Source organism: Rhodanobacter sp. C01, assembly GCF_002001045.1.
GTDB lineage: Bacteria > Pseudomonadota > Gammaproteobacteria > Xanthomonadales > Rhodanobacteraceae > Rhodanobacter.
The window spans coordinates 143,490-163,976 of sequence record NZ_MUNR01000012.1 but is presented as its reverse complement, the minus strand read 5'-3'; the positions used below and the strand labels follow the sequence as shown (position 1 = coordinate 163,976).

Below are 20,487 nucleotides of genomic sequence, written 5' to 3'. Positions count from 1 at the left end.
CCATGGCCCCTGTGTTCGCCCGTGCATCGGACCTATCTTGGTGGCTTCAGCCACCATTGCGGAAACCATCACCATGATCGAACGCAGACCCTTTGACAGCCTGGGTGGAGCCGACCACGGCTGGCTCAAGGCGAAACACCATTTTTCGTTTTCCAGCTACCACGACCAGAAACGCATGGGCTGGGGTGCGCTGCGGGTATGGAACGACGACACCATCGCCGCACAGAGCGGCTTTCCGCCGCATTCGCACGCGGACATGGAGATCATCACCTATGTCCGCGAGGGCGCGATCAGCCACCGCGACAGCCTCGGCAACGCCGGTCGCACCGCCGCCGGTGACGTGCAGGTGATGAGTGCGGGCAGTGGCATCACCCACAGCGAATTCAACCTGGAAACGGACACCACCCGCATCTTCCAGATCTGGATCATCCCTGACGAGCAGGGACGCCCACCGTCATGGGGCGAAAGGTCATTCCCGGTCGGCGACCGCTCCGGCCGCTTCGTGGCGCTGGCCAGCGGCTTCAGCGAGGACGCCGATGCCCTGCCCCTGCGCACCGATGCGCGCGTGCTCGGCGCCACGCTCAAGGCTGGCGAAACCACGGAGTACACGATGGCTCCCGGTCGCTACGCCTATCTGGTGCCGGCAAGGGGATCGGTCGAACTCAACGGCGTGAAACTGGATGCCCGCGATGGTGCAGCCATTCATGGTGAAACCGTGCTGCGGGTAACCGCGCTGGACGCCGCCGAACTGGTGCTGGTCGACACGGCGCCCTGATCAACTGACGGTCATGCGACCGCGGAGCCACACCATGTCCACCATGCAAGCGATCGAGATCACCAGGCCCGGCGACGTACATGTGCTGCAGCTGACTCAACGGCCGATTCCGCAGCCAGGCCCGGGCGAGGTGCTGATCAAGGTGGCCGCTGCCGGAGTCAACCGGCCTGACGTGTTCCAGCGCCAGGGCAACTACGCACCGCCGCCAGGCGCATCGGACCTGCCGGGACTGGAGGTGGCGGGTAGCCTGGTCGAGGGCGATCTGACTGGCGACAATCCGTTCGACCTCAAACTTGGTGATGCCGTGTGCGCCCTGCTCGCCGGCGGCGGGTATGCCGAATATGCGGTGGCACCGTTGGCACAATGTCTACCCATTCCGGGCGGATTGTCGCTGGTCGAGGCGGCCGCGCTGCCGGAAAACTACTTCACCGTGTGGAGCAACATGTTCGACCGCGGTCAGCTCGGTCGCGGCGAAGGCGGTGCGCACGAAACCCTGCTTGTACAAGGCGGTTCCAGCGGCATCGGCGTCACTGCGATCCAGCTGGCACGCGCGTTGGGCCATCGTGTGTTCGCCACCGCCGGCAGCACGGAGAAATGCGCGGCATGCGAGAAACTCGGCGCGGAGCTGGCCATCAATTACCGCGAGCAGGATTTCGTCGAGGTGGTGAGGCAGGCCACGGCCGGTCGCGGTGTGGACGTGATCCTCGACATGGTCGCCGGCGATTACATACCGCGCGAGATCGATGCTCTTGCCGATGGCGGCCGGCTGGTCTTCATCGCGACGCTCGGCGGAGGCAAGGCAACCATCGATGCGGCAACGATCATGCGACGGCGGCTCACCCTGACCGGATCAACCCTGCGCGTGCGTCCCATCGCGTTCAAGGCCGCTCTGGCCCGCAAGCTGCACGAAAAGGTCTGGCCACTGCTGGAAGCAGGCAAGCTGCGCCCGGTGATCCATCAGGTGTTTCCTGCCGCCGAAGCCGCCAGTGCACATGCCCTGATGGAAAGCAGTGCACACATCGGCAAGCTCGTGCTGCAATGGTGAACCGAAGCCGCATGTTTTCGGGATTCACGAATTCGAGCGCAAGAGTCGGAGTGTTTCCTGCACCAGCGATGCGTAACTTGGGCAGCACGAGATAAACCGCTGGAAGGAGCACTCATGAAAGCCTCCGTCAAAAATGCCGAACTGGCCACGGCCATCCACAACGATCCACGCTGGGCTGCCGTGCAGAGCCGCGATGCGCGTGCCGATGGCACATTCTTCTATTCGGTCAGGACGACCGGCGTGTATTGCCGTCCGTCCTGCGGGGCACGCCCGGCGCGGCCCGAGAACCTGGCATTCCATGCCACGGCGGCCGAGGCCGAGCGCGCCGGCTTCCGCCCATGCAAGCGCTGCAAACCCGACCAGCCCTCGCTGCCGGAGCAACATGCGGCCATCGTCACTGAAGCATGTCGCTGGATAGAGAATGCCGAGACGGAACCGACGCTGGAGCAATTGGCGAAGCAGGCCGGATTGAGCACGTTCCACTTCCACCGCGTGTTCAGGGCCGTGACCGGACTGACCCCGAAACAGTACGCCGTGGCACACCGCACCCAGCGCGTGCGCAGCGAACTTGACCGCAGCGATACGGTGACCTCGGCGATCTACGATGCCGGTTACAGCTCCAACAGCCGTTTCTACGAAACCGCCAACCAGATGCTTGGCATGACACCGTCCAGCTATCGCGCCGGCGGCATCGACAACGATATCCGCTTTGCCATTGGCGAGTGTTCGCTCGGCGCGATCCTGGTTGCGCAGAGCCAGCGCGGCGTCTGCGCGATCCTGCTGGGTGACGATCCGGAGGCGCTGGCCCGCGACCTGCAGGATCGCTTCCCGAAGGCGAACCTGATTGGTGGCGACCGTGCATTTGAACAGCTGGTGGCGCAGGTGGTCGGCTTCGTGGAAGCCCCCGCGATCGGTCTCGACCTGCCGCTGGACGTGCGTGGCACGGCGTTCCAGCAACGCGTGTGGCAGGCATTGCGTGATATCCCGGCAGGCAGCACCGCGAGCTACAGCGAGATTGCCCGGCGCATCGGCTCACCACGAGCCGTACGTGCCGTGGCCCAGGCCTGTGCGGCGAATGCACTGGCAGTGGCGATCCCGTGCCATCGCGTGGTGCGTAATGACGGTGGCCTGTCCGGCTACCGCTGGGGCGTTCAACGCAAGCGTACCCTGCTGGATCGCGAGGCCTCGCGGTGAATGTACAGCTACACCGCATGCATGCAGCCGCAACCGCTGGCGCCGATGCGCGGCTGCAGGTATTCGACTGGGTCCGCGTCACCGGTGAACTCGACGCGCAGGGCTGCACGATGCTCGAAGCGTTGCTGTCACCGCAGGAGTGCCAGACCCTCGCCAGCCTTTATGCCGATGAGTCGCCGTTCCGCAGCCGCATCGCCATGGAGCGGCATGGTTTCGGGCGCGGCGAGTACAAGTATTTCAGCTATCCGTTGCCGGCATTGATCGCCAGTCTGCGCGAGGCGTTCTATCGGCACCTCGCACCGATCGCAAATCGCTGGAATGCAGCGATGGGCATCGCCGTGCATTATCCGGCCACGCATGCAGAATTCATCGATCGCTGCCATGCAGCCGGCCAGTCACGCCCTACCCCGCTGCTGCTGCAATATGGTGCAGGCGACTACAACTGCCTGCACCAGGATCTGTACGGCGTACATGTATTTCCACTGCAGCTGGCGGTCCTGCTGTCCGAGCCGGGACGCGATTTCAGCGGTGGCGAGTTCGTGCTGACTGAACAGCGTCCGCGCATGCAGTCGCGTCCGGAAGTCGTGCCGCTACGCCAGGGCGATGCCGTGATCTTCGCCGTGCATCATCGTCCGGTGCAGGGCGTGCGCGGCAGCTATCGGGTGAACCTGCGCCACGGCGTGAGTCGTGTGCGCTCTGGCCATCGGCATACCCTCGGCATCATCTTCCACGACGCTGCATGAATACGGCGGACCTGTTCGGCAACGTGACCAGCCCAGTACGCTGGGACGAACCGCTGTGCGATGGCGCGGTGGTGTTGCGCGGCTTTGCACTGGCCGATGAGACTGCGCTGCTGCACGCGCTGGACGCGGTAGTCATGCAAACGCCGTTCCGCCATCTGATCACGCCTGGTGGCTTTCGCATGTCGGTGGGCATGACCAACGCCGGATCGCTCGGCTGGGTCAGCGACCGCCGTGGCTATCGCTACGATCCGGTCGATCCGCTCAGCGGCAAGCCCTGGCCCGGATTGCCGGAGGCATTCCTGCAGCTGGCCACTGCCGCGGCGGCGCACGCCGGGTTTGCCGGCTTTGTGCCGGATGCCTGCCTGATCAACCGCTACGAAGCTGGCACACGGCTGAGCCTGCATCAGGATCGCGACGAGCATGATCTCGGACAACCGATCGTGTCGGTTTCACTGGGCATGCCAGCGGTGTTCCTGTTCGGCGGCAGGCTGCGCAAGGATGCACAGGTCCGCGTGCCGCTGGCACATGGCGACGTGGTGGTCTGGGGTGGTCCGGCGCGATTGCGCTACCACGGCGTGATGCCGCTCAAGCCGGGATATCACGAAGCACTCGGCGGAGTCCGCATCAACCTGACGTTCCGCAAGGCGGGATAGGGCCGGGACAGGCCCGGCTCGACCAAGGCGCAAGTGCTTCCCCCTGCGCGACTTGCTAACCTCGCCGAATCGACTCATCGCGAGGCAGGCATGACCGTCCACGGCATCCACACCATCGACACCGGTTTCGTGCGGCCACGGTTTGATGCGGCGTACCTGATCGTCGAGAACGGCCGTGGCGCATTCATCGACTGCGGCACCAACCATTCCGTGCCACGCATGCTGGCTGCACTGGTGGATGCCGGGATCACCGCTGCCGATGTGGACTGGCTGATCCTTACCCATGTACATCTGGACCATGCCGGCGGCACGGGCGAGCTGATCGCACGGTTGCCGAATGCCCAACTGGTCGTGCATCCGCGCGGCGCGCGACACATGATCGATCCGTCGGTGCTGTGGGCCGGTGCCAGTGCGGTATATGGCGAGGCCGTGATGGAACGGGAATATGGACGGCTGCGACCGGTGCCCGCCGAGCGCGTGGTTGAAGCTCAGGATGGGTACATCGCAAGCCTGGCCGGGCGGCCCCTGCACTGCCTCGACACCCCCGGTCACGCCAAGCACCACATCGCCATCCACGACAAGCAAGCGGATGTGTGCTTCACAGGCGACGTCTTTGGCCTTTCCTATCGCGAATTCGATACCGCAAAGGGGCCGTTCATCCTGCCCACCACCTCGCCGGTGCAGTTCGATCCGGAAGAGCTGCATGCCTCCATCGATCGCCTGCTCGCCTTGCAACCCGTGGCGATGTACCCCACCCACTTCGGCCGTATCGAGGACGTCACCCGACTGGCCGCCGACCTGCACGTGCAGATCGACGCCATGGTGGCGCTTGCGCTGGAGGCGGACGCTGGCCCTGACAGGCACGCCAGACTGGTCGATGGCCTCACCGAGTTGTATGCCGCGCGTGCACATGCACACGGATGGAGCCAGGGGCATGCGGTGCTGGAGCAACTGCTGCACATGGACATCGAGCTGAATGCGCAGGGGCTGGAAGTCTGGCTGGATCGCGTCACTCGTTGAATCGCCGCGTCAGTCACGACAACACCAGCCATCGCAGCCATTACCTGATCATCGGGACACCGGCACCGGCTATTGACCACGATCCCGAAATGGATTCCTCTTGGGCACCGCCTCGACAAGTCAGTGACCTGCGCCATGCCAGACACCGCCGCACCATTCAACGAGCCTGCTGCCGCGCATCGCGCTGGCACGCGGATCGAGGCCGATCCGCCGGTACGCCGGATCGTCGTGGTCGGTGGTGGCACCGCCGGCTGGATGACGGCACTGACGCTGGCCAACACGGCCTATGGATCCAGGCTTGAAGTCACCGTGATCGAGTCGCCGCAAGTCGCCACGATCGGCGTCGGCGAGGGTTCGACACCGTTCCTGCGCCGCTTCTTCGAGGACCTCGGCATCGAGGAAGCCGAATGGATGCCCGCCTGCAACGCGACCTACAAAAACGGCATCACCTTCGACAAGTGGTCGACACGTCCGGGTTTCGAGAGCTACTTCCACGCATTTGCGTCGATGCTCGACAACCTGACCATGACGCAATTCATCAACAACGTGCATTCGCGCCTGAACCATGCCGACGTGTACGCACACCCAGACCGATTCTTCATCGCCAGCCGTCTGGCGCGCGACTGCCGGGCACCCAAACCGGCGCACAGCTTCCCGTTCGACATCTGGCATGGCTACCACTTCGATGCCACCCTGCTTGGCGCCTTTCTGCTCAGGAAAGCGCTGGAGCGCGGCGTGCGCCATGTCGCACGCCACGTGAACGAGGTGATCCTGAAGGACAATGGTGACATCGGTTCCCTGCGCCTCGAGGGCGACGAGATACTGGATGCCGACTTCTTCATCGACTGCACCGGCTTTGCCTCGCTGCTGATCGGCAAGGCACTGAAGACACCGTTCGTTCCCTACGCGGAGAACCTGTTCAACAACGCGGCGATTGCCCTGGCGACGCCCATTGACGGGCCGATCATGTCGCAGACCGTCTCCACCGCGCTCAAGAACGGCTGGGCCTGGAAGATTCCGCTGACCAACCGTTACGGCAATGGCTACGTCTACAGCACCGATTACTGCTCGCCCGAGCAGGCCGAGACGGAATTGCGTGCGCATCTCGGCGTGCTGGATGCGGACGTGCCGGCACGCCACCTGAAGATGCGTGTCGGCCGCGTCGCCGAAAGCTGGAACCGCAACTGCCTCGCGGTAGGCCTGGCGCAGGGGTTCATCGAGCCGCTGGAGGCCACGACCCTGCTGTTCGTCCAGAGGACCGCGTACATGTTCGTCGCGGCGCTGGAAAAGGGCGACCTCGGTGCCGAGGCGCGGGCAAACTTCAACCAGACGATCAACGTCCAGTTCGAGGGTACCCGCGACTACATCGTCACCCACTACAAGACCAACACGCGCACCGACACCGATTACTGGCGCGCAAACGCAGCCAACACCCACTTGTCGCGCCCGCTCCGGCATTTGCTGACCACCTGGCTAGCCAGCAAGCCGATCATTCCGGGACTGAAAAAAGGTGTCTTCGGCCAGGGCTATCCGACGATGTCCTGGTACAGCCTGCTCGCTGGCGTGGGACTGTTCCCGGATCCGCAGCACATGCGCCCGCCCACGTCCGAAGAGGCACAGCATGATCTCGCCCAGATCGACAACCTGCTCGAACGCAGCGCGATGAATTACCCCGACCAGCGCGAGCTGTTGCAGCGGATTCCGCTCAAGTCGAGGGAACCATCGCTGCAGGTCTATCTCTGGTAGGCAACCGTTTCGGCGGCGAACGCCGCGTGCTCAACCCAGCCATGTGCCGTTGGGTACCGGCCGCTTCAACGCGCTGAGCACCACGTCATTAGCTGAGCACCACGTCATTATCCGTGGAAAAACCGACAAGCGGGAACTGCGAGCGAAACGGGCAAGCTGCACCAGCGGATCGAAGCGATGGTGACGAAATGGGTAACGCAGCTGACTCACGCATCAAGCAACTTGGTATAGGCGTGCTGGGTTTTCCGATGGACATAGACCAGACGCTGGTAGAACGGATGCGACTGGAATCGTGTCACATTGGAACGCACCCAAATGGCGTCGAATCCCTGCTGGCGTGCCCAGTGTTCCGCATCGCTCACCAGCACGTGCCCGATACCGCTGCCCCTGGCTGCGGTATCTACCACCAGGCCGACGATCTCGATGCGTTCGCCGGATTCAAGCGTGAGCCGACGCTCGACGGCAATCCAGCCGAGCAACCTGCCGTCGTCAGCTTGCGCAACCATCACATGCTGTTGCGGTTGCGGCAGCAGTGCAGCGAGCCGGACGGTCATGGTCTGTGTCTCGGCCGGATAGCCAAGCTCGCCGGCCAGTCGTGCGATTTCCGCAGCATCCTCGGCACAGGCACGCCGCAAACAGGACGCATCCCGCATGTCAGGCCAACCGGGTACCGTTCGGCACCGCGCGCTCGATCGCCGTGAGCACCACGCCATCATCGGTCGGGAACCCGGTCAGCAGGAATTGCGAGCGGAACGGGCCGATCTGCTTCTCCGGAAAATTGATCACGCCAACGATCTGCCGGCCGAGCAATTGCTCAGCGCTGTACAGCGCCGCAATCTGTGCACTGGTCTTCTTCTCGCCGTAGGGACCGAAATCCACCCAGACCTTCCAGGCTGGCTTGCGCGCTTCCGGAAATGGTTCGACCCGGATCACCGTACCGGCGACGACCAGCACTTTCTCGAAATCCGCCCAGCTTATTTCATCCACTTGCTCACTCATCCTTCCACCCTCGTCTTCAACCAGTCGCGCCCCTGTTGCCACCAGTAACTCGCCTGCGCGCCAAGATAACCGAACGGCCGGTGCGTGCTGTCCAGACCATAGTCGGCGAACTGCTTCCAGCCATCGTCGCCCGCGGCAATCGCTGCCGCCAGCAGTTCACCGGCGGCACACGTCGGCGCCAGGCCATGTCCACCGAATGCCTGTCCCCACCATAGCCCGTCCCCGCTGCTGCCTATTTGCGGCATCTGGTGGCGCGCATAGCTCATCAGGCCCGACCACGCGTAGTCGACCTTCACTCCCTTCAGTTGCGGAAACACCCGCAGAAGGTCCCGCGTCAGCAACCGCTGCACCGCGTTTGGCGAACGATTGCGGATCGATATGCGTCCACCCCACAGCAAGCGCGTATCGGGCAATGCGCGGTAATAGTCAAAAGCGAAGCGACTGTCATAGATCGCCGCGCGGGTGTGCAGGCATTCATCCAGTCGGTGATCCAGCGGTTCGGTCACCATCACGTAAGTGGCGATCGGCAGGATCGCGCGATCGATCGATCGCCGCAGCCCCGCCAGATAGCCGCCACAGGCCAGCACGACCTGATCGGCCAGCAGTTCACCCTGGGCGGTGCGCAGGCGCCATTGCAGGCCTTCGCGGCTCAGGCTGCGCACGCCGCTGTTTTCATGGATGCGTAGACCGTGCGCGCCTGCGGCAGCCGCAAGCCCGATCGCGTAGTTCAGCGGATGCAGATGCAGCGCATCGCGTTCGTACAAACCATCGTGATAACGCTCACTGCGGACGAGCCCGCGCAACTCGTCCTGCGGCAGCCATTGCCATTGCACACCATACTGCTCGGCCAGCAGCTGCTGGCGTTGGCGCAGCACGCCCGGATCGCGGAACCAGTTGGCCCAGATCACGCCCTGATCGACCGCATCGCAGGCAATCGAGTAATCGATAATGCGCTGGCGAATGCGCTGCACTGCTTCGGTGGTGAGCTTGAACAGGGCCTGCGCACGCGCTGGCCCCAATTGCCCGAGCAGCGACTGCTCGCCAAGCGAGTAGCCGCCGAAAACGAAGCCTCCGTTGCGGCCCGAAGCACCGAAGCCGACCTGTTCACGCTCCAGCAACACGACATCGCGCACGCCGCGTTCGGCCAATCCCAGCGCCGTGTTCAATCCCGCATAACCGCCACCTACGATCGCGACGCGCGCATGAGTGCGGCCCTGCAATGGCGCAAAGGGCTCGTACGGCGTGGCCGTGGCGCGGTAATAGGAGCTGGCCGAAGAGGGTTTCATGCAGCCGTTGTGACTCCAGCCTGTAGCTGTTGCCGATCAAGCATGACCGGCTCCCGACCTCACCAACCTTTGCATCGATGCACACGCTGCATGACCGTGCGCATCATGGCGGATGGTGCAGTGATTCAGAGCTGATCGAGGAAAGCGCGTACCGTCGGTGCAAGCTTCGGGTCCTGCATCGCCATGTGCATGGTTGCACGCACCAGACCTGCCTTGTTGCCACAATCGAAACGGATCCCCTCGAAGCGGTAGGCGAGTACCTTGCCCTGCTCCTTCAGCAATGCATCGATGGCATCGGTGAGCTGGATTTCGCCACCTGCACCAGGCGTGGTCTGCTCCAGCAACTGGAAGATGCGGCCAGGCAGCACATAACGGCCGACCACCGCCAGGTTCGACGGCGCATCGGCAGGCTTGGGCTTCTCCACCATATGGCGGATCTGCGCACTGCGTTCGTCGATCTTCTGCGCATCGACGATGCCGTATTTGTCGGTTTCGCTGTGCGGCACTTCTTCGACCGCGATTACGCCAGCATGCTGCGATTCGGCGAGTTCGGCCATCTGCCGCAATGCACCCTTGCCCGTGCCGATCGCGCCGTTCCAGATCAGGTCGTCAGGAAGCACCACGCCGAAGGGTTCGTCGCCGACCACTGGCTTGGCGCACAACACGGCATGGCCAAGGCCGAGTGCCTCGGGCTGGGTCACGAAGATCGCCCGCACGTGCCGTGGCAAGGTGCCCTGCACGAGGGCAAGCAACTCGTCCTTGCCCTTTTCCTGCAGCTTCGCCTCCAGCTCGTAGGCCTTGTCGAAGTAATCGGCGATCGCGTGCTTGTAGCGATTGGTGACGAAGATAAGCGTGTCGGCGCCGGCATCCACCGCCTCGTCCACGGCGTACTGGATCAGCGGCTTGTCGAGTACCGGCAGCATCTCCTTGGCAACGACCTTGGTTGCCGGCAGAAAACGCGTGCCGAGTCCGGCCACGGGAAACACGACCTTGCGCAGAGGCTTGCTCACTTACTGCTCTCCAGTTTCGTTACGACGGATCGACACCACGTTGTCCGGCTGCGCGGACTCGCTCCAGCGGAACGAGGGCAGCAGGCTGGACACGCAGCGTCGAAGCTCTTCTTCATCGAATACGTCGACCGCCTCGGTTGCCTTGTGCAACAGCGCCTGCAACAACTCCCACGATACTTCACGGTACTGTGCCAGAAAGATCTTGGCATGCGCGGTCGCGGTGTAGTTCTCGAGCGGATGAAACAATTCCTCGAACAGTTTTTCACCGGCGCGCAGTCCGGTGTAGACAATCGGAATCTCGCTGCCCGGCTTCTTGCCGGCAAGACGGATCATCTGTTCGGCCAGATCGCGGATCCTCACCGGCTCGCCCATGTCGAGCGCAAAGATCTCGCCACCGTGGCCGATGCTTGCCGCCTGCAGGATCAACTGGCAGGCCTCGGGGATCGTCATGAAGTAGCGCGAGATTTCCGGATGGGTCACGGTCACCGGACCGCCTGCGTGGATCTGCTCACGGAACAGCGGCACCACCGACCCGGCCGAATCCAGCACATTGCCGAATCGCACTGTCATGAAACGGGTGTCGGCATGCGCGTTGAGGTTCTGGCAGTAGATTTCGGCGACGCGCTTGCAGGCACCCATCACGCTGGTCGGATTGACCGCCTTGTCGGTGGAGATCAGCACGAAACAGTCGACCCCGACCTCGCGCGCTGCGTCGGCCACCGTGCATGTGCCCAGTACGTTGTTGCGGAACGCCGCGCGCAGTTGTCCCTGCAACATCGGGACATGCTTGTAGGCCGCTGCATGAAACACCACCTGCGGCCTGGCTTCGGTGAACACCTTGTGCATCGCAGCCTGATCGCCACAGTTGGCAAGGATGCCCTCGAGAATCAACTCGGGGAAATCCGCGCGCAGTTCCTGGGTAATGCGATACAGGTTGTATTCGCTCTGCTCGACCACGATCAGCGAGTTTGCACCCAGCCGGGCCACCTGACGGCACAGTTCCGAACCGATCGAGCCGCCGCCGCCAGTGACCAGTACGCGGCGCATGGTCAGGGTCTCGCGGATGGCGGTCCAGTCCAGTTCCACCGTGTCGCGACCGAGCAGATCCTCAATCGCCACTTCCTTGATCTGGTTGAACTGGGCCCGACCAGCGACGACGTCTTCCAGTCGTGGAACCGTCCGGTACGGCAGATCGGTCGCATCGCACAGCGACACTATCCGGCGCATTTCAGTGGTCGTGGCACCCGGCAGGGCAATCAGCAACATGTCGACCGCAGCTTCACGTGCGATTTCGGGCAACTGCTCGAAACGACCCAGCACCGGATGACCGTTGATGCTGGCACCGCGCAGGCTGGCCTTGTCATCGACGAAGCCGACTACGGCATAGCGGTTGTCGCGACGCAGGTCGCGCGACAGCGCCTCACCTGCTCCATCCGCGCCCACGATCAGGACACGCTTCACGACCTGATTGTGCAACAGGTCGTTGCGACTGTCCTTCCAGTAGCGGTAGATCAGCCTGGGGCCGCCGAGCAGCACTGCCAGCAGCACCGGATAAAGCAGCATGACCGAGCGCGGCACGCCGTCGAGGCGGTTGTACAGGAACAGGGCCAGATAAATCGCCACTCCCCCCATCACCACGGCGCGCAGGATGTTCCAGAGATCCGGCAGGCTGGCAAAACGCCAGACGCTCTTGTATAGCCCGGTCCAGCGAAAAATCAGTCCTTGCACCATCAGCACGATCGGGAGTTCGAACAGCTGATAGCTGACGATCTCCTCGGGTTTCAACGCATAGCGCAACAGCTTGGCTATCCACCACGCCAGCGCCGCCATCGCCAGGTCGTGCAGCACGACCGCGATGCGCGGATGAATGAAACCGACAAGTTTACGCAACGACATGGCGGACCTTGAAGGGAGGGCGTCGCAGACAGCGACGTTTCAGTGAAAGCCACAGCACTGCCGCAGCAAGATAGGCCATCATGGTAATCGGCAGCGCCAGCTGCGGATGACTGCAGGCCAACCAGGTCAATGGCGTGGCGATCAACAGATTCCAGCTCAGGTATGTCACATCCGCACCGGCATGCGTCCCCCCTCGACGCACCAGCCACTGGTACAGATGTTCGCGATGCGCAGTGTACCAGCGGCGCCCGCGCCACATGCGCGTGAACAGGGTCATGCTGGCATCCGTCACGAAGGCCGACGACAACAGCAGCGCAGGCCACAGCAAGGCATGCTCGATCCGCCACAGCATGGCGCTGAACGCAAAGATCAGCAGGCCGACGCTGCCACTGCCGACATCACCCATGAAGATCCGCGCCGGTGGCCAGTTGTAGCACCAGAAACCCAGGGTCGCTGCCGCCAGGGACGCTGCCGCCAGGGCCAGCATCGGCTGTGCCGTGATCCACGCCAGCCACGTCAGACCACAGGCCACGAAAATGACCTGTTGCGCCAGCAGCCCATCGATGCCATCCATGAAATTGTGCAGGTTGATGCTCCAGACCCCACCCGCCAACAGCAATGGCAGCCACCAGAACGACAAGCCCGTGGCCAGCATGGTGGCGGAAAATCCGAATACCGCCAGTAGCTGCATCGCCAGTCGTGGCAGCACCGGCAGCGAGCGGTGATCGTCCCACCAGCCCGCGAGTGCCACGACGGTCAGCGCAGCAAGCAGCCCAACGATCACGCTGGCAGGCCACGTCGCCGGGAGGCTCCACCATATGCCAGGCAGACAGACCAGCATCGCCAGCACGATGCCGATGCCGCCACCGCGTGGCGTCGGCATCGTATGCGAGCGGCGTTGCCCCGGCTGATCGAGCATGCCACGTCGATGCGCATAACCGATCGCGCCGCGTACCAGCAACAGCGTGAACAGAAATGCGAAAAGCAACCATCCAATGGCCATCGCGATCCTCATGTCATTCGCTGGCGACGCCATGGATCGGCCGGATCGTGCTCCAGCTCTTGCAACTGGGACATTGCCAATGATGCGCCTTGGCACCGAAACCGCAGCGGCTGCAGCGGTACATGGCCTGACCCTCCAGCAGCTTGCGCGTCAGGTCGCGCAGGATCAGGAAATTCTCGCGTGCCTCGCCCTCGATCTTGTCCATGGTCGCGTCGATCAGCGCCATCAGACCACGCACGGACGGGCGCAGGCGCAGCTGCGAGGTGAGGAAGTCGATCGAGGCGCGTTCGCCGTCACGTTGCCGGTACAACTGGGTCAACGCCAGTACCGGCGAAACACCGTGATAGCGGCTCAGCATTTCGCGCAGGAAAACTTCGGCACGCTCCATCTGCTGCGAGCGCGCATAGCTGTTGAGCAGCGGCGGCAGGATTTCCGGGGTGAACGCGATATCGGCCTGGATCGCTGCCTCGTACGCAGTCACTGCCTCGACATGCTGGTCATCCTCGGCATGCAGTCGACCGGTCAACATGAAGGCACGCACGCAGTCCGCCTGGCACTTGAACGCCTGACGCAGGTAATCGCGTGCCTCGGCGCGCGCGCCATGCTGGCGCGAACGTTCGGCCAGCTCGCAATAGAACTGGGCAATCATCGGTGCCTCGTCCTCGCTGGTCATCACTTCCAGCCGGCGCGCATGCTCGATCGCCTTGTGCCAGTCGCGTTCGTGCTGGTAGATCGCGATCAGATGGCGCAGTGCCGATGGCGCATGTGCATCCATCGCCACGAGGTCGGAAAAGAGCGCTTCGGCACGATCGAGCAGGCCGGCACGCATGTAGTCCTCGCCCAGCTCCAGCAAGGCCACCGTCTTCATTGCATCGGACAGGCCAGGTCGCGACACCAGATGCTGATGCAGGCGGATCGCGCGGTCCACCTCACCGCGCCGGCGAAAAAGGTTGCCCAGCGCAAGGTGCGTTTCCACCGTGTCGCGGTTGTATTCGGCCAGCTTGAGAAACACCTCGATAGCCTTGTCCTGCTCCTCGTTGAGCAGGTAGTTCAGGCCGCGGAAATAATCCGAGGAAAGTTCGCTGACTTCGGCCCCGGAGCGGCGCGCACCCACCCGGCGCGATGACCACCAGCCAAGGGCAAACGCCGCTGGTACCAGGGGGACCAGCACAGACATGAGATTCATGGTTTCGACGACAGTTTCTTGTCGGCGTGCAGTTGCCGGCGGCGCAGGCGGCGCTGGCCCATGCTCACGCCCAGCCATGCGGTAAGGCCGCCAAGCAGCCAGCCGATTACCAGAGCGCCCAGCAAGGCAGCCCCTTTCGGCAAGTGAACCTGGGCAAACGCGAGGTCGTAACCGACCAGATCGGCGTTGAGCGCACCCAGCACCACGCCGGCCGCGATGAAAATCACAAGGATGAGTATGGCGAGCAGTCGCATGCCGAGACTTTACCCGATTGACCACGACTGGCACAGGCGACGCCGGCAATCAGTGCGACAGCGATTCATGGAAGCACTCTCCGAATCCCAGTTGCGTGGTCAAAAAAAGAGAAGGCAGGCCGACTCGCGTCGCCTGCCTTCGATAAACCTGCAACTGCCGGCTCAGCCGGCTTGCTGATCCAGATCAAGATTGACGCGTTCGCGCAATTCCTTGCCTGGCTTGAAATGCGGCACATGCTTGCCAGGCAACGCCACAGCATCACCTGTCTTCGGGTTGCGACCCATGCGCGGTGGGCGGAAATGCAGCGCGAAGCTGCCAAAACCACGCACTTCGATGCGCTCGCCCTGAGCCAGGGCCTGGCTCATCTGTTCGATGACGCTCTTGACGGCCATCTCGACATCGGCAAACGCAAGATGGGTCTGGCGCCTGGCCAGCGCCTCGATCAATTCGGATTTGGTCATGGGACCCCAATGTCCGTGACATGAAACAGCGGGGCGGCGATATGCCGCCCCGCATCAGTCTGCAACGTGTGATCAGTCAGCCTTGTCGAACTGCTCTTTGAGCAACGCGCCAAGCTTGGTCGTGCCGGTCGATGCCGACGCGTAGTCGACGGCAGCCACCTCAGGCACATCTTCCTCATCCTTAGCGCGGATCGAGAGTGCCAGCTGGCGACCCTTGCGATCCATGCCAGTGAACTTGGCTTCGACCTTGTCGCCCACCTTCAGATGCAGCGTGGCATCCTCGATGCGCTCCTTGGCGATGTCGTTGGCGCGCAGGTAACCCTCGACGCCCTCGCCCAGATCGATCACGGCGCCCTTCGCATCGACTTCCTTGACAGTGCCGTTGACGATGGTGCCGCGCGGATTCGCCGCCATGAACTGGCCGAACGGATCCTGCTCCATCTGCTTGATGCCGAGCGAGATGCGCTCGCGCTCCGGATCAACCGCCAGCACCACGGCCTCGATCTCGTCGCCCTTCTTGAAGTTGCGAACCAGATCTTCGCCGGACATCTGCCAGGAGATGTCGGACAGGTGCACCAGACCGTCGATGCCGCCGTCTAGGCCGATGAACACGCCGAAATCGGTGATCGACTTGATCTGACCGGAGACCTTGTCGCCCTTCTTGTGCATCGCTGCGAAGGCTTCCCACGGGTTCGAGCGGGTCTGCTTGATACCCAGCGAGATGCGGCGACGCTCCTCATCCACGTCCAGCACGGTGACTTCGGTCTCGTCGCCGACCTGAACCACCTTGGCCGGGTTGACGTTCTTGTTGGTCCAGTCCATCTCGGACACGTGCACCAGGCCTTCCACGCCCGGCTCGATCTCGACGAAGCAGCCGTAATCGGTGACGTTGGAGACCTTGCCGAACAGGCGGCTGCCGACCGGATAACGGCGGGCGATCGCGACCCACGGGTCGTCGCCCAGCTGCTTCAGGCCCAGCGAAACGCGGTTGCGCTCCTTGTCGTACTTCAGCACGCGCACGTCCAGCTCGTCGCCGACGTTGACGACTTCGGACGGATGGCGCACACGCTTCCACGCCATGTCGGTGATATGCAGCAGGCCGTCGATACCGCCCAGATCCACGAACGCGCCGTAGTCGGTCAGGTTCTTGACGGTGCCCTTGACCACCGCGCCTTCGGTCAGGCGCTCAAGCAGCTGCTCGCGCTCGGCGGAGAACTCGGTCTCGACGACGGCGCGGCGGCTGACCACCACGTTATTGCGCTTGCGGTCGAGCTTGATGATCTTGAACTCGAGTTCCTTGCCCTCGAGGAACACCGGGTCGCGCACCGGACGCACGTCGACCAGCGAGCCCGGCAGGAATGCGCGGACGTCCTTGATGTCGACCGTGAAGCCGCCCTTGACCTTGCCGGAGATGAGACCAACGATGGTTTCTTCCTTGTCGAACGCGTGCTCGAGGTCGTCCCACACCATCGAGCGCTTGGCTTTCTCGCGCGACAGCTTGGTTTCGCCGAAACCGTCTTCCAAAGCTTCGAGGGCAACCTTCACCTCGTCGCCTACCTGCACCTCCAGTACGCCCTCTTCGCTCTTGAACTGCTCGATCGGGACGATGCCTTCGCTCTTCAGGCCTGCATTGATCACGACGACGTCATTGCGGATTTCCACAACGATGCCGGTGACGATGGCGCCGGGCTTCAGCTTGGAGATGGCCTGCTGGCTCTGTTCAAACAGTTCGGCAAAACTTTCAGTCATGTTGATTCCATAGTGGGAAAAGACCGTTGTACGTTGCGCTTGCTGATGTGTTGCGCACGGACTTTCCGGTCCACCGGTTGGGGGTGTCTTCAGGTGGTTCCTCGGAACCGACCGTCGTCACCGTGGGTCAAAATCCCCTGCCGCGGCAGGAGCGCAGAAACCGCCGTGCAACCCAAACTTAAGGCTGCACGACGGCAAGTACTTTCGCGACGACCTCGTCGATGCCCATCCCGGTGGTATCCACCAGCACGGCATCTTCGGCAGGCTTGAGCGGCGCGACCGCACGCGATGCATCGCGGCTGTCACGCGCCTCAATTTCGCGCTGAAGGCCGGCTAGTGTAACGCTGAGTCCCTTTTCCTTCAACTGCTTATAGCGCCTTTTCGCGCGTTCGGCGGCGCTCGCGGTAAGGAAAACCTTGAACGCGGCATCCGGAAAGATCACCGTGCCCATGTCCCGCCCGTCGGCGACCAGTCCAGGCGACTTGCGGAAGCCCAGCTGCAGCGCCACCAAGGCTTCACGTACCGATGGCATCGAGGCAATCGCTGAGGCCGCCGCGCCGGCGGTTTCGGTGCGCAGTTCGTCGGTGGCATCGTGTCCGTTGACCATGACTCGCGTCGCACTGCCATCCGGGGCCGCGCGAAACTGGATTTTCGTGCCGTGGGCGCAACGGGTCACCGCCTCCACATCGGACAGGTCCAGCCCGGCCATGCCGGCGGCATAGCCCACCGCCCGGTACAGCGCGCCCGAATCCAGCAGCCGCCAGCCCAGATGCTCGGCCACCAGTGCGCTGATGGTGCCCTTGCCCGACCCGGATGGCCCGTCGATGGTGAGTACGGGAACGGGCACGGCATGGCTCATGGCAAGATCCTGGCTGAACGGAAGAATGCGGAAGTTTAACGCGTTGACCCTGCTCGGAACGCGTGCTATCTAGCCGTTCTTCTTACACTGCAAGTCAGCCCGATCCGCCCTATGACCGATCTTCGCCGCGATTTCGAACAAGCCGCCGAGGACATCCAGCGATTGGGTACGCGCCCCGACAACGACACTCTGCTGAAACTGTATGCCCTGTACAAGCAAGGCTCCGAGGGCGACCTGCGCCGGACCCAGCCGGGCTTCTTCGACTTTGTCGGCACCGCCAAGCACGAGGCGTGGGCGCAATTGAATGGCGTGCCCGAAGAGGAAGCCATGCGCCGCTACGTCGCATTGGTGCATCAGCTGCTGGCCTGAGCCGGTTTCTACCCACGGCATGACCGCCACAAGCACGCGGTGCTTGCTTTTGCGCCCCAAACACCGGCACATTCATACGATCGTTTGATCCGGTGCAGGTCGCATGAATTACCCGAAACTGTTCGCCCCGCTCGATCTGGGCCATGTCACTCTGCCCAACCGCATCCTGATGGGGTCGATGCACACCGGGCTGGAGGACAAGGCCAGCGACTACGACAAGCTGGCGGCCTATTTCGCTGAACGTGCGCGTGGCGGCGTCGGTTTGATGGTCACCGGCGGCATCGCGCCGAGCATCCGGGGCTGGCTGAAACCGTTCGGCGGCCGGCTCACGATGCCATGGCACAAGCCCCGGCATCGCAAGCTCACCGACGCTGTACATGCCGAAGGCGGCCGTATCTGCCTGCAGATCCTGCATGCCGGGCGTTACGGCTATCACCCGCTGTCGGTGGCACCGTCGAAGATCAAGTCGCCGATCACGCCGTTCACGCCACAGGCACTCTCTTCGCGCGGGGTGGAGCGCACCATCAGCGACTTCGTGCATTGCGCGAAGCTGGCTCAGGACGCCGGTTACGACGGTGTCGAGGTGATGGGTTCGGAAGGCTATCTGATCAACCAGTTCATCGCTGAACGCACCAACCAACGCAACGACGCCTGGGGCGGCGACACCACCCGCCGCATGCGCTTCGCGATCGAGATCGTGCGGCGCACGCGCGCAGCGGTCGGCCGCAACTTCATCATCATCTACCGGCTGTCGATGCTCGACCTGGTCGAGGGTGGCCAGGACTGGAACGAGATCGTCACGCTGGCCAAGGCAATCGAAGCGGCTGGCGCCTCGATCATCAACACCGGCATCGGCTGGCATGAGGCACGCGTACCAACCATCGTCACCAGCGTGCCGCGTGCGGGTTTTGCCTGGGTCACCAAAAAGCTCAAGGGCGAAGTGGCGATTCCACTGATCACTACCAACCGCATCAACATGCCGGAGGTGGCCGAACGCATCCTGGCCGATGGAGAGGCCGACATGGTCTCGATGGCGCGTCCGCTGCTGGCCGACCCGGCCTGGGCCAACAAGGCCAAAGCCGGGCGCAGCGAACGGATCAACACCTGCATCGCCTGCAATCAGGCCTGCCTCGACCATGTGTTCCAGAACAAACGGGCCAGTTGCCTGGTCAACCCGCGCGCCTGTCACGAGACCGAGCTGAAGATCGAACCAGCCAGTGTGCGCAAGCGCATCGCGGTCATTGGTGCCGGCCCGGCCGGCATGGCTTGCGCCAGCACACTTGGAGAGCGCGGCCATGCCGTAACGCTGATCGATAAAGCCAGCGAAATCGGCGGCCAGTTCAACTATGCCAAGCAGATTCCGGGCAAGGAAGAATTCCACGAGACGCTGCGTTACTTCCGCCATCAACTGGGCGACCGCGGCGTCGATGTGCAACTGGGTCAAACCGCAGACACCGACCTGCTGCGTGCCGGCGGTTATGACGAAGTGGTGATCGCCACCGGCATCACCCCGCGCGCCGTGAGCTTTCCCGGCAGCGACGATCCGCGCGTACTGAGCTATCTGGATGTACTGGCCCGGCATGCGCCGGTAGGCCTGCGGGTAGCCATCATCGGTGCCGGCGGCATCGGCTTCGACGTGGCCGAATTCCTGGCCGAGCATGCGCCCTCACCCACCACCGACGTAACGCGCTGGACCCGCGAATGGGGGGTGGACATGCAGCTCACACAGCGTGGAGGCCTGCAAAAGGCCCAGCCTGAAGCATCCGCCCGCCAGATCTGGCTGCTGCAACGCAGTGAGGGACGTCCCGGTGCGCGCCTGAACAAAACCACCGGCTGGGTGCACCGGGCCACTCTCAAGGCCAAGCAGGTAAGCATGCTGGGCAGCGTCAGCTACCAGCGTTTCGATGATCAGGGCCTGCACATCACGATCGATGGCGCCACGCAAATCCTCCCGGTCGACCACGTCGTGATCTGCGCCGGCCAGGAACCGAATCGGCGACTGGCCGACGAGCTGATTGCCGCAGGCATGAAGGTACATGTCATCGGCGGCGCCGACGTGGCCGCCGAACTCGACGCAAAACGCGCGATCGCCCAAGGCACCCGGCTGGCTACCCAGATCTGAATCCTGTGTTCGAGGTGCCCAGAAACACCGACGCCGCTGCCTTGAAGGTAGCGGCGTCGGTGTACCAAAGAAAAGCGCCCCGCAGGGAAGACGCATCGATATGGGCTCAGGGGGGG

Annotated in this window: 20 protein-coding genes; 9 read left to right on the top strand and 11 right to left on the bottom strand. The window is 63.2% G+C overall.

The window, feature by feature from the left end; genetic code table 11:
- Positions 1-73: 73 nt before the first annotated feature.
- From B0E50_RS12365 to B0E50_RS12335, 7 genes are all read left to right on the top strand, one after another.
- The gene (locus B0E50_RS12365) at positions 74-775 is read left to right on the top strand and encodes a pirin family protein (RefSeq protein WP_077441980.1); all 702 of its coding nucleotides are present in this window, start codon (positions 74-76) and stop codon (positions 773-775) included.
- A gap of 43 nt (positions 776-818) precedes the next feature.
- The gene (locus B0E50_RS12360; protein ID WP_077441979.1) at positions 819-1,820 is read left to right on the top strand and encodes an NAD(P)H-quinone oxidoreductase; all 1,002 of its coding nucleotides are present in this window, start codon (positions 819-821) and stop codon (positions 1,818-1,820) included.
- A gap of 114 nt (positions 1,821-1,934) precedes the next feature.
- Positions 1,935-3,014 (top strand): bifunctional DNA-binding transcriptional regulator/O6-methylguanine-DNA methyltransferase Ada, encoded by a 1,080-nt coding sequence (ada, locus tag B0E50_RS12355; RefSeq protein ID WP_077441510.1) that lies wholly within the window; start codon positions 1,935-1,937, stop codon positions 3,012-3,014.
- A gap of 17 nt (positions 3,015-3,031) precedes the next feature.
- Positions 3,032-3,757 carry a 2OG-Fe(II) oxygenase gene (locus tag B0E50_RS12350; protein WP_077441509.1) on the top strand — a complete coding sequence of 242 codons (726 nt, stop codon included), beginning with the start codon at positions 3,032-3,034 and terminating at the stop codon, positions 3,755-3,757.
- Positions 3,754-4,410 carry a DNA oxidative demethylase AlkB gene (gene alkB, locus B0E50_RS12345; RefSeq protein ID WP_077441508.1) on the top strand — a complete coding sequence of 219 codons (657 nt, stop codon included), beginning with the start codon at positions 3,754-3,756 and terminating at the stop codon, positions 4,408-4,410. The genes B0E50_RS12350 and alkB overlap by 4 nt, the downstream gene beginning before the upstream one ends.
- Before the next feature lie 90 nt (positions 4,411-4,500).
- Positions 4,501-5,430 (top strand): MBL fold metallo-hydrolase, encoded by a 930-nt coding sequence (locus B0E50_RS12340; protein WP_077441507.1) that lies wholly within the window; start codon positions 4,501-4,503, stop codon positions 5,428-5,430.
- 135 nt (positions 5,431-5,565) lie between these two features.
- A complete protein-coding gene (locus B0E50_RS12335; protein WP_077441978.1) occupies positions 5,566-7,176 on the top strand; it encodes a tryptophan halogenase family protein in 1,611 nt (536 codons plus the stop codon).
- 206 nt (positions 7,177-7,382) lie between these two features.
- On the opposite strand, the gene B0E50_RS12330 is transcribed toward B0E50_RS12335, so the two are convergent.
- The 11 genes from B0E50_RS12330 to cmk all read right to left on the bottom strand — a co-directional run bounded on the left by B0E50_RS12330 (position 7,383) and on the right by cmk (position 17,880).
- On the bottom strand, positions 7,383-7,829 hold the full coding sequence (locus tag B0E50_RS12330; protein ID WP_168170871.1) for a GNAT family N-acetyltransferase: 447 nt from the start codon (positions 7,827-7,829) through the stop codon (positions 7,383-7,385).
- Position 7,830: 1 nt separating this feature from the next.
- Complete coding sequence (locus B0E50_RS12325) at positions 7,831-8,175, bottom strand: tRNA-binding protein (RefSeq protein ID WP_077441505.1); 345 nt, start codon at positions 8,173-8,175, stop codon at positions 7,831-7,833.
- Positions 8,172-9,461: an FAD-binding oxidoreductase gene (locus B0E50_RS12320; RefSeq protein ID WP_077441504.1), complete on the bottom strand. Its 1,290-nt coding sequence runs from the start codon at positions 9,459-9,461 to the stop codon at positions 8,172-8,174. The genes B0E50_RS12325 and B0E50_RS12320 overlap by 4 nt, the downstream gene beginning before the upstream one ends.
- Before the next feature lie 125 nt (positions 9,462-9,586).
- A complete protein-coding gene (gene galU, locus B0E50_RS12315) occupies positions 9,587-10,471 on the bottom strand; it encodes a UTP--glucose-1-phosphate uridylyltransferase GalU (RefSeq protein ID WP_077441503.1) in 885 nt (294 codons plus the stop codon).
- Positions 10,472-12,367, bottom strand: a complete 1,896-nt coding sequence (locus tag B0E50_RS12310) for a nucleoside-diphosphate sugar epimerase/dehydratase (protein ID WP_077441502.1) — start codon at positions 12,365-12,367, stop codon at positions 10,472-10,474.
- Positions 12,354-13,370, bottom strand: a complete 1,017-nt coding sequence (locus B0E50_RS12305; RefSeq protein WP_139350860.1) for a glycosyltransferase family 4 protein — start codon at positions 13,368-13,370, stop codon at positions 12,354-12,356. Before B0E50_RS12305 ends, B0E50_RS12310 begins: the two co-directional genes overlap by 14 nt.
- 13 nt (positions 13,371-13,383) lie before the next feature.
- Positions 13,384-14,556, bottom strand: a complete 1,173-nt coding sequence (gene lapB, locus B0E50_RS12300) for a lipopolysaccharide assembly protein LapB (RefSeq protein ID WP_077441501.1) — start codon at positions 14,554-14,556, stop codon at positions 13,384-13,386.
- Positions 14,553-14,810, bottom strand: a complete 258-nt coding sequence (locus B0E50_RS12295) for a lipopolysaccharide assembly protein LapA domain-containing protein (RefSeq protein WP_077441500.1) — start codon at positions 14,808-14,810, stop codon at positions 14,553-14,555. The genes lapB and B0E50_RS12295 overlap by 4 nt, the downstream gene beginning before the upstream one ends.
- 162 nt (positions 14,811-14,972) lie before the next feature.
- A complete protein-coding gene (locus B0E50_RS12290) occupies positions 14,973-15,272 on the bottom strand; it encodes an integration host factor subunit beta (protein ID WP_077441499.1) in 300 nt (99 codons plus the stop codon).
- A gap of 72 nt (positions 15,273-15,344) precedes the next feature.
- Positions 15,345-17,021, bottom strand: a complete 1,677-nt coding sequence (rpsA, locus tag B0E50_RS12285; protein ID WP_077441498.1) for a 30S ribosomal protein S1 — start codon at positions 17,019-17,021, stop codon at positions 15,345-15,347.
- A gap of 178 nt (positions 17,022-17,199) precedes the next feature.
- Positions 17,200-17,880 (bottom strand): (d)CMP kinase, encoded by a 681-nt coding sequence (gene cmk, locus B0E50_RS12280; protein WP_077441497.1) that lies wholly within the window; start codon positions 17,878-17,880, stop codon positions 17,200-17,202.
- A 111-nt stretch (positions 17,881-17,991) separates the two neighbouring features.
- Between cmk and B0E50_RS12275 the strand changes: the two genes are divergently transcribed.
- Both B0E50_RS12275 and B0E50_RS12270 read left to right on the top strand, forming a co-directional pair.
- Entirely contained in the window at positions 17,992-18,249 is a 258-nt protein-coding gene (locus tag B0E50_RS12275) for an acyl-CoA-binding protein (RefSeq protein ID WP_077441496.1), read from the top strand.
- A gap of 103 nt (positions 18,250-18,352) precedes the next feature.
- The gene (locus B0E50_RS12270; protein ID WP_077441495.1) at positions 18,353-20,371 is read left to right on the top strand and encodes an NADPH-dependent 2,4-dienoyl-CoA reductase; all 2,019 of its coding nucleotides are present in this window, start codon (positions 18,353-18,355) and stop codon (positions 20,369-20,371) included.
- Positions 20,372-20,487: the final 116 nt, after the last annotated feature.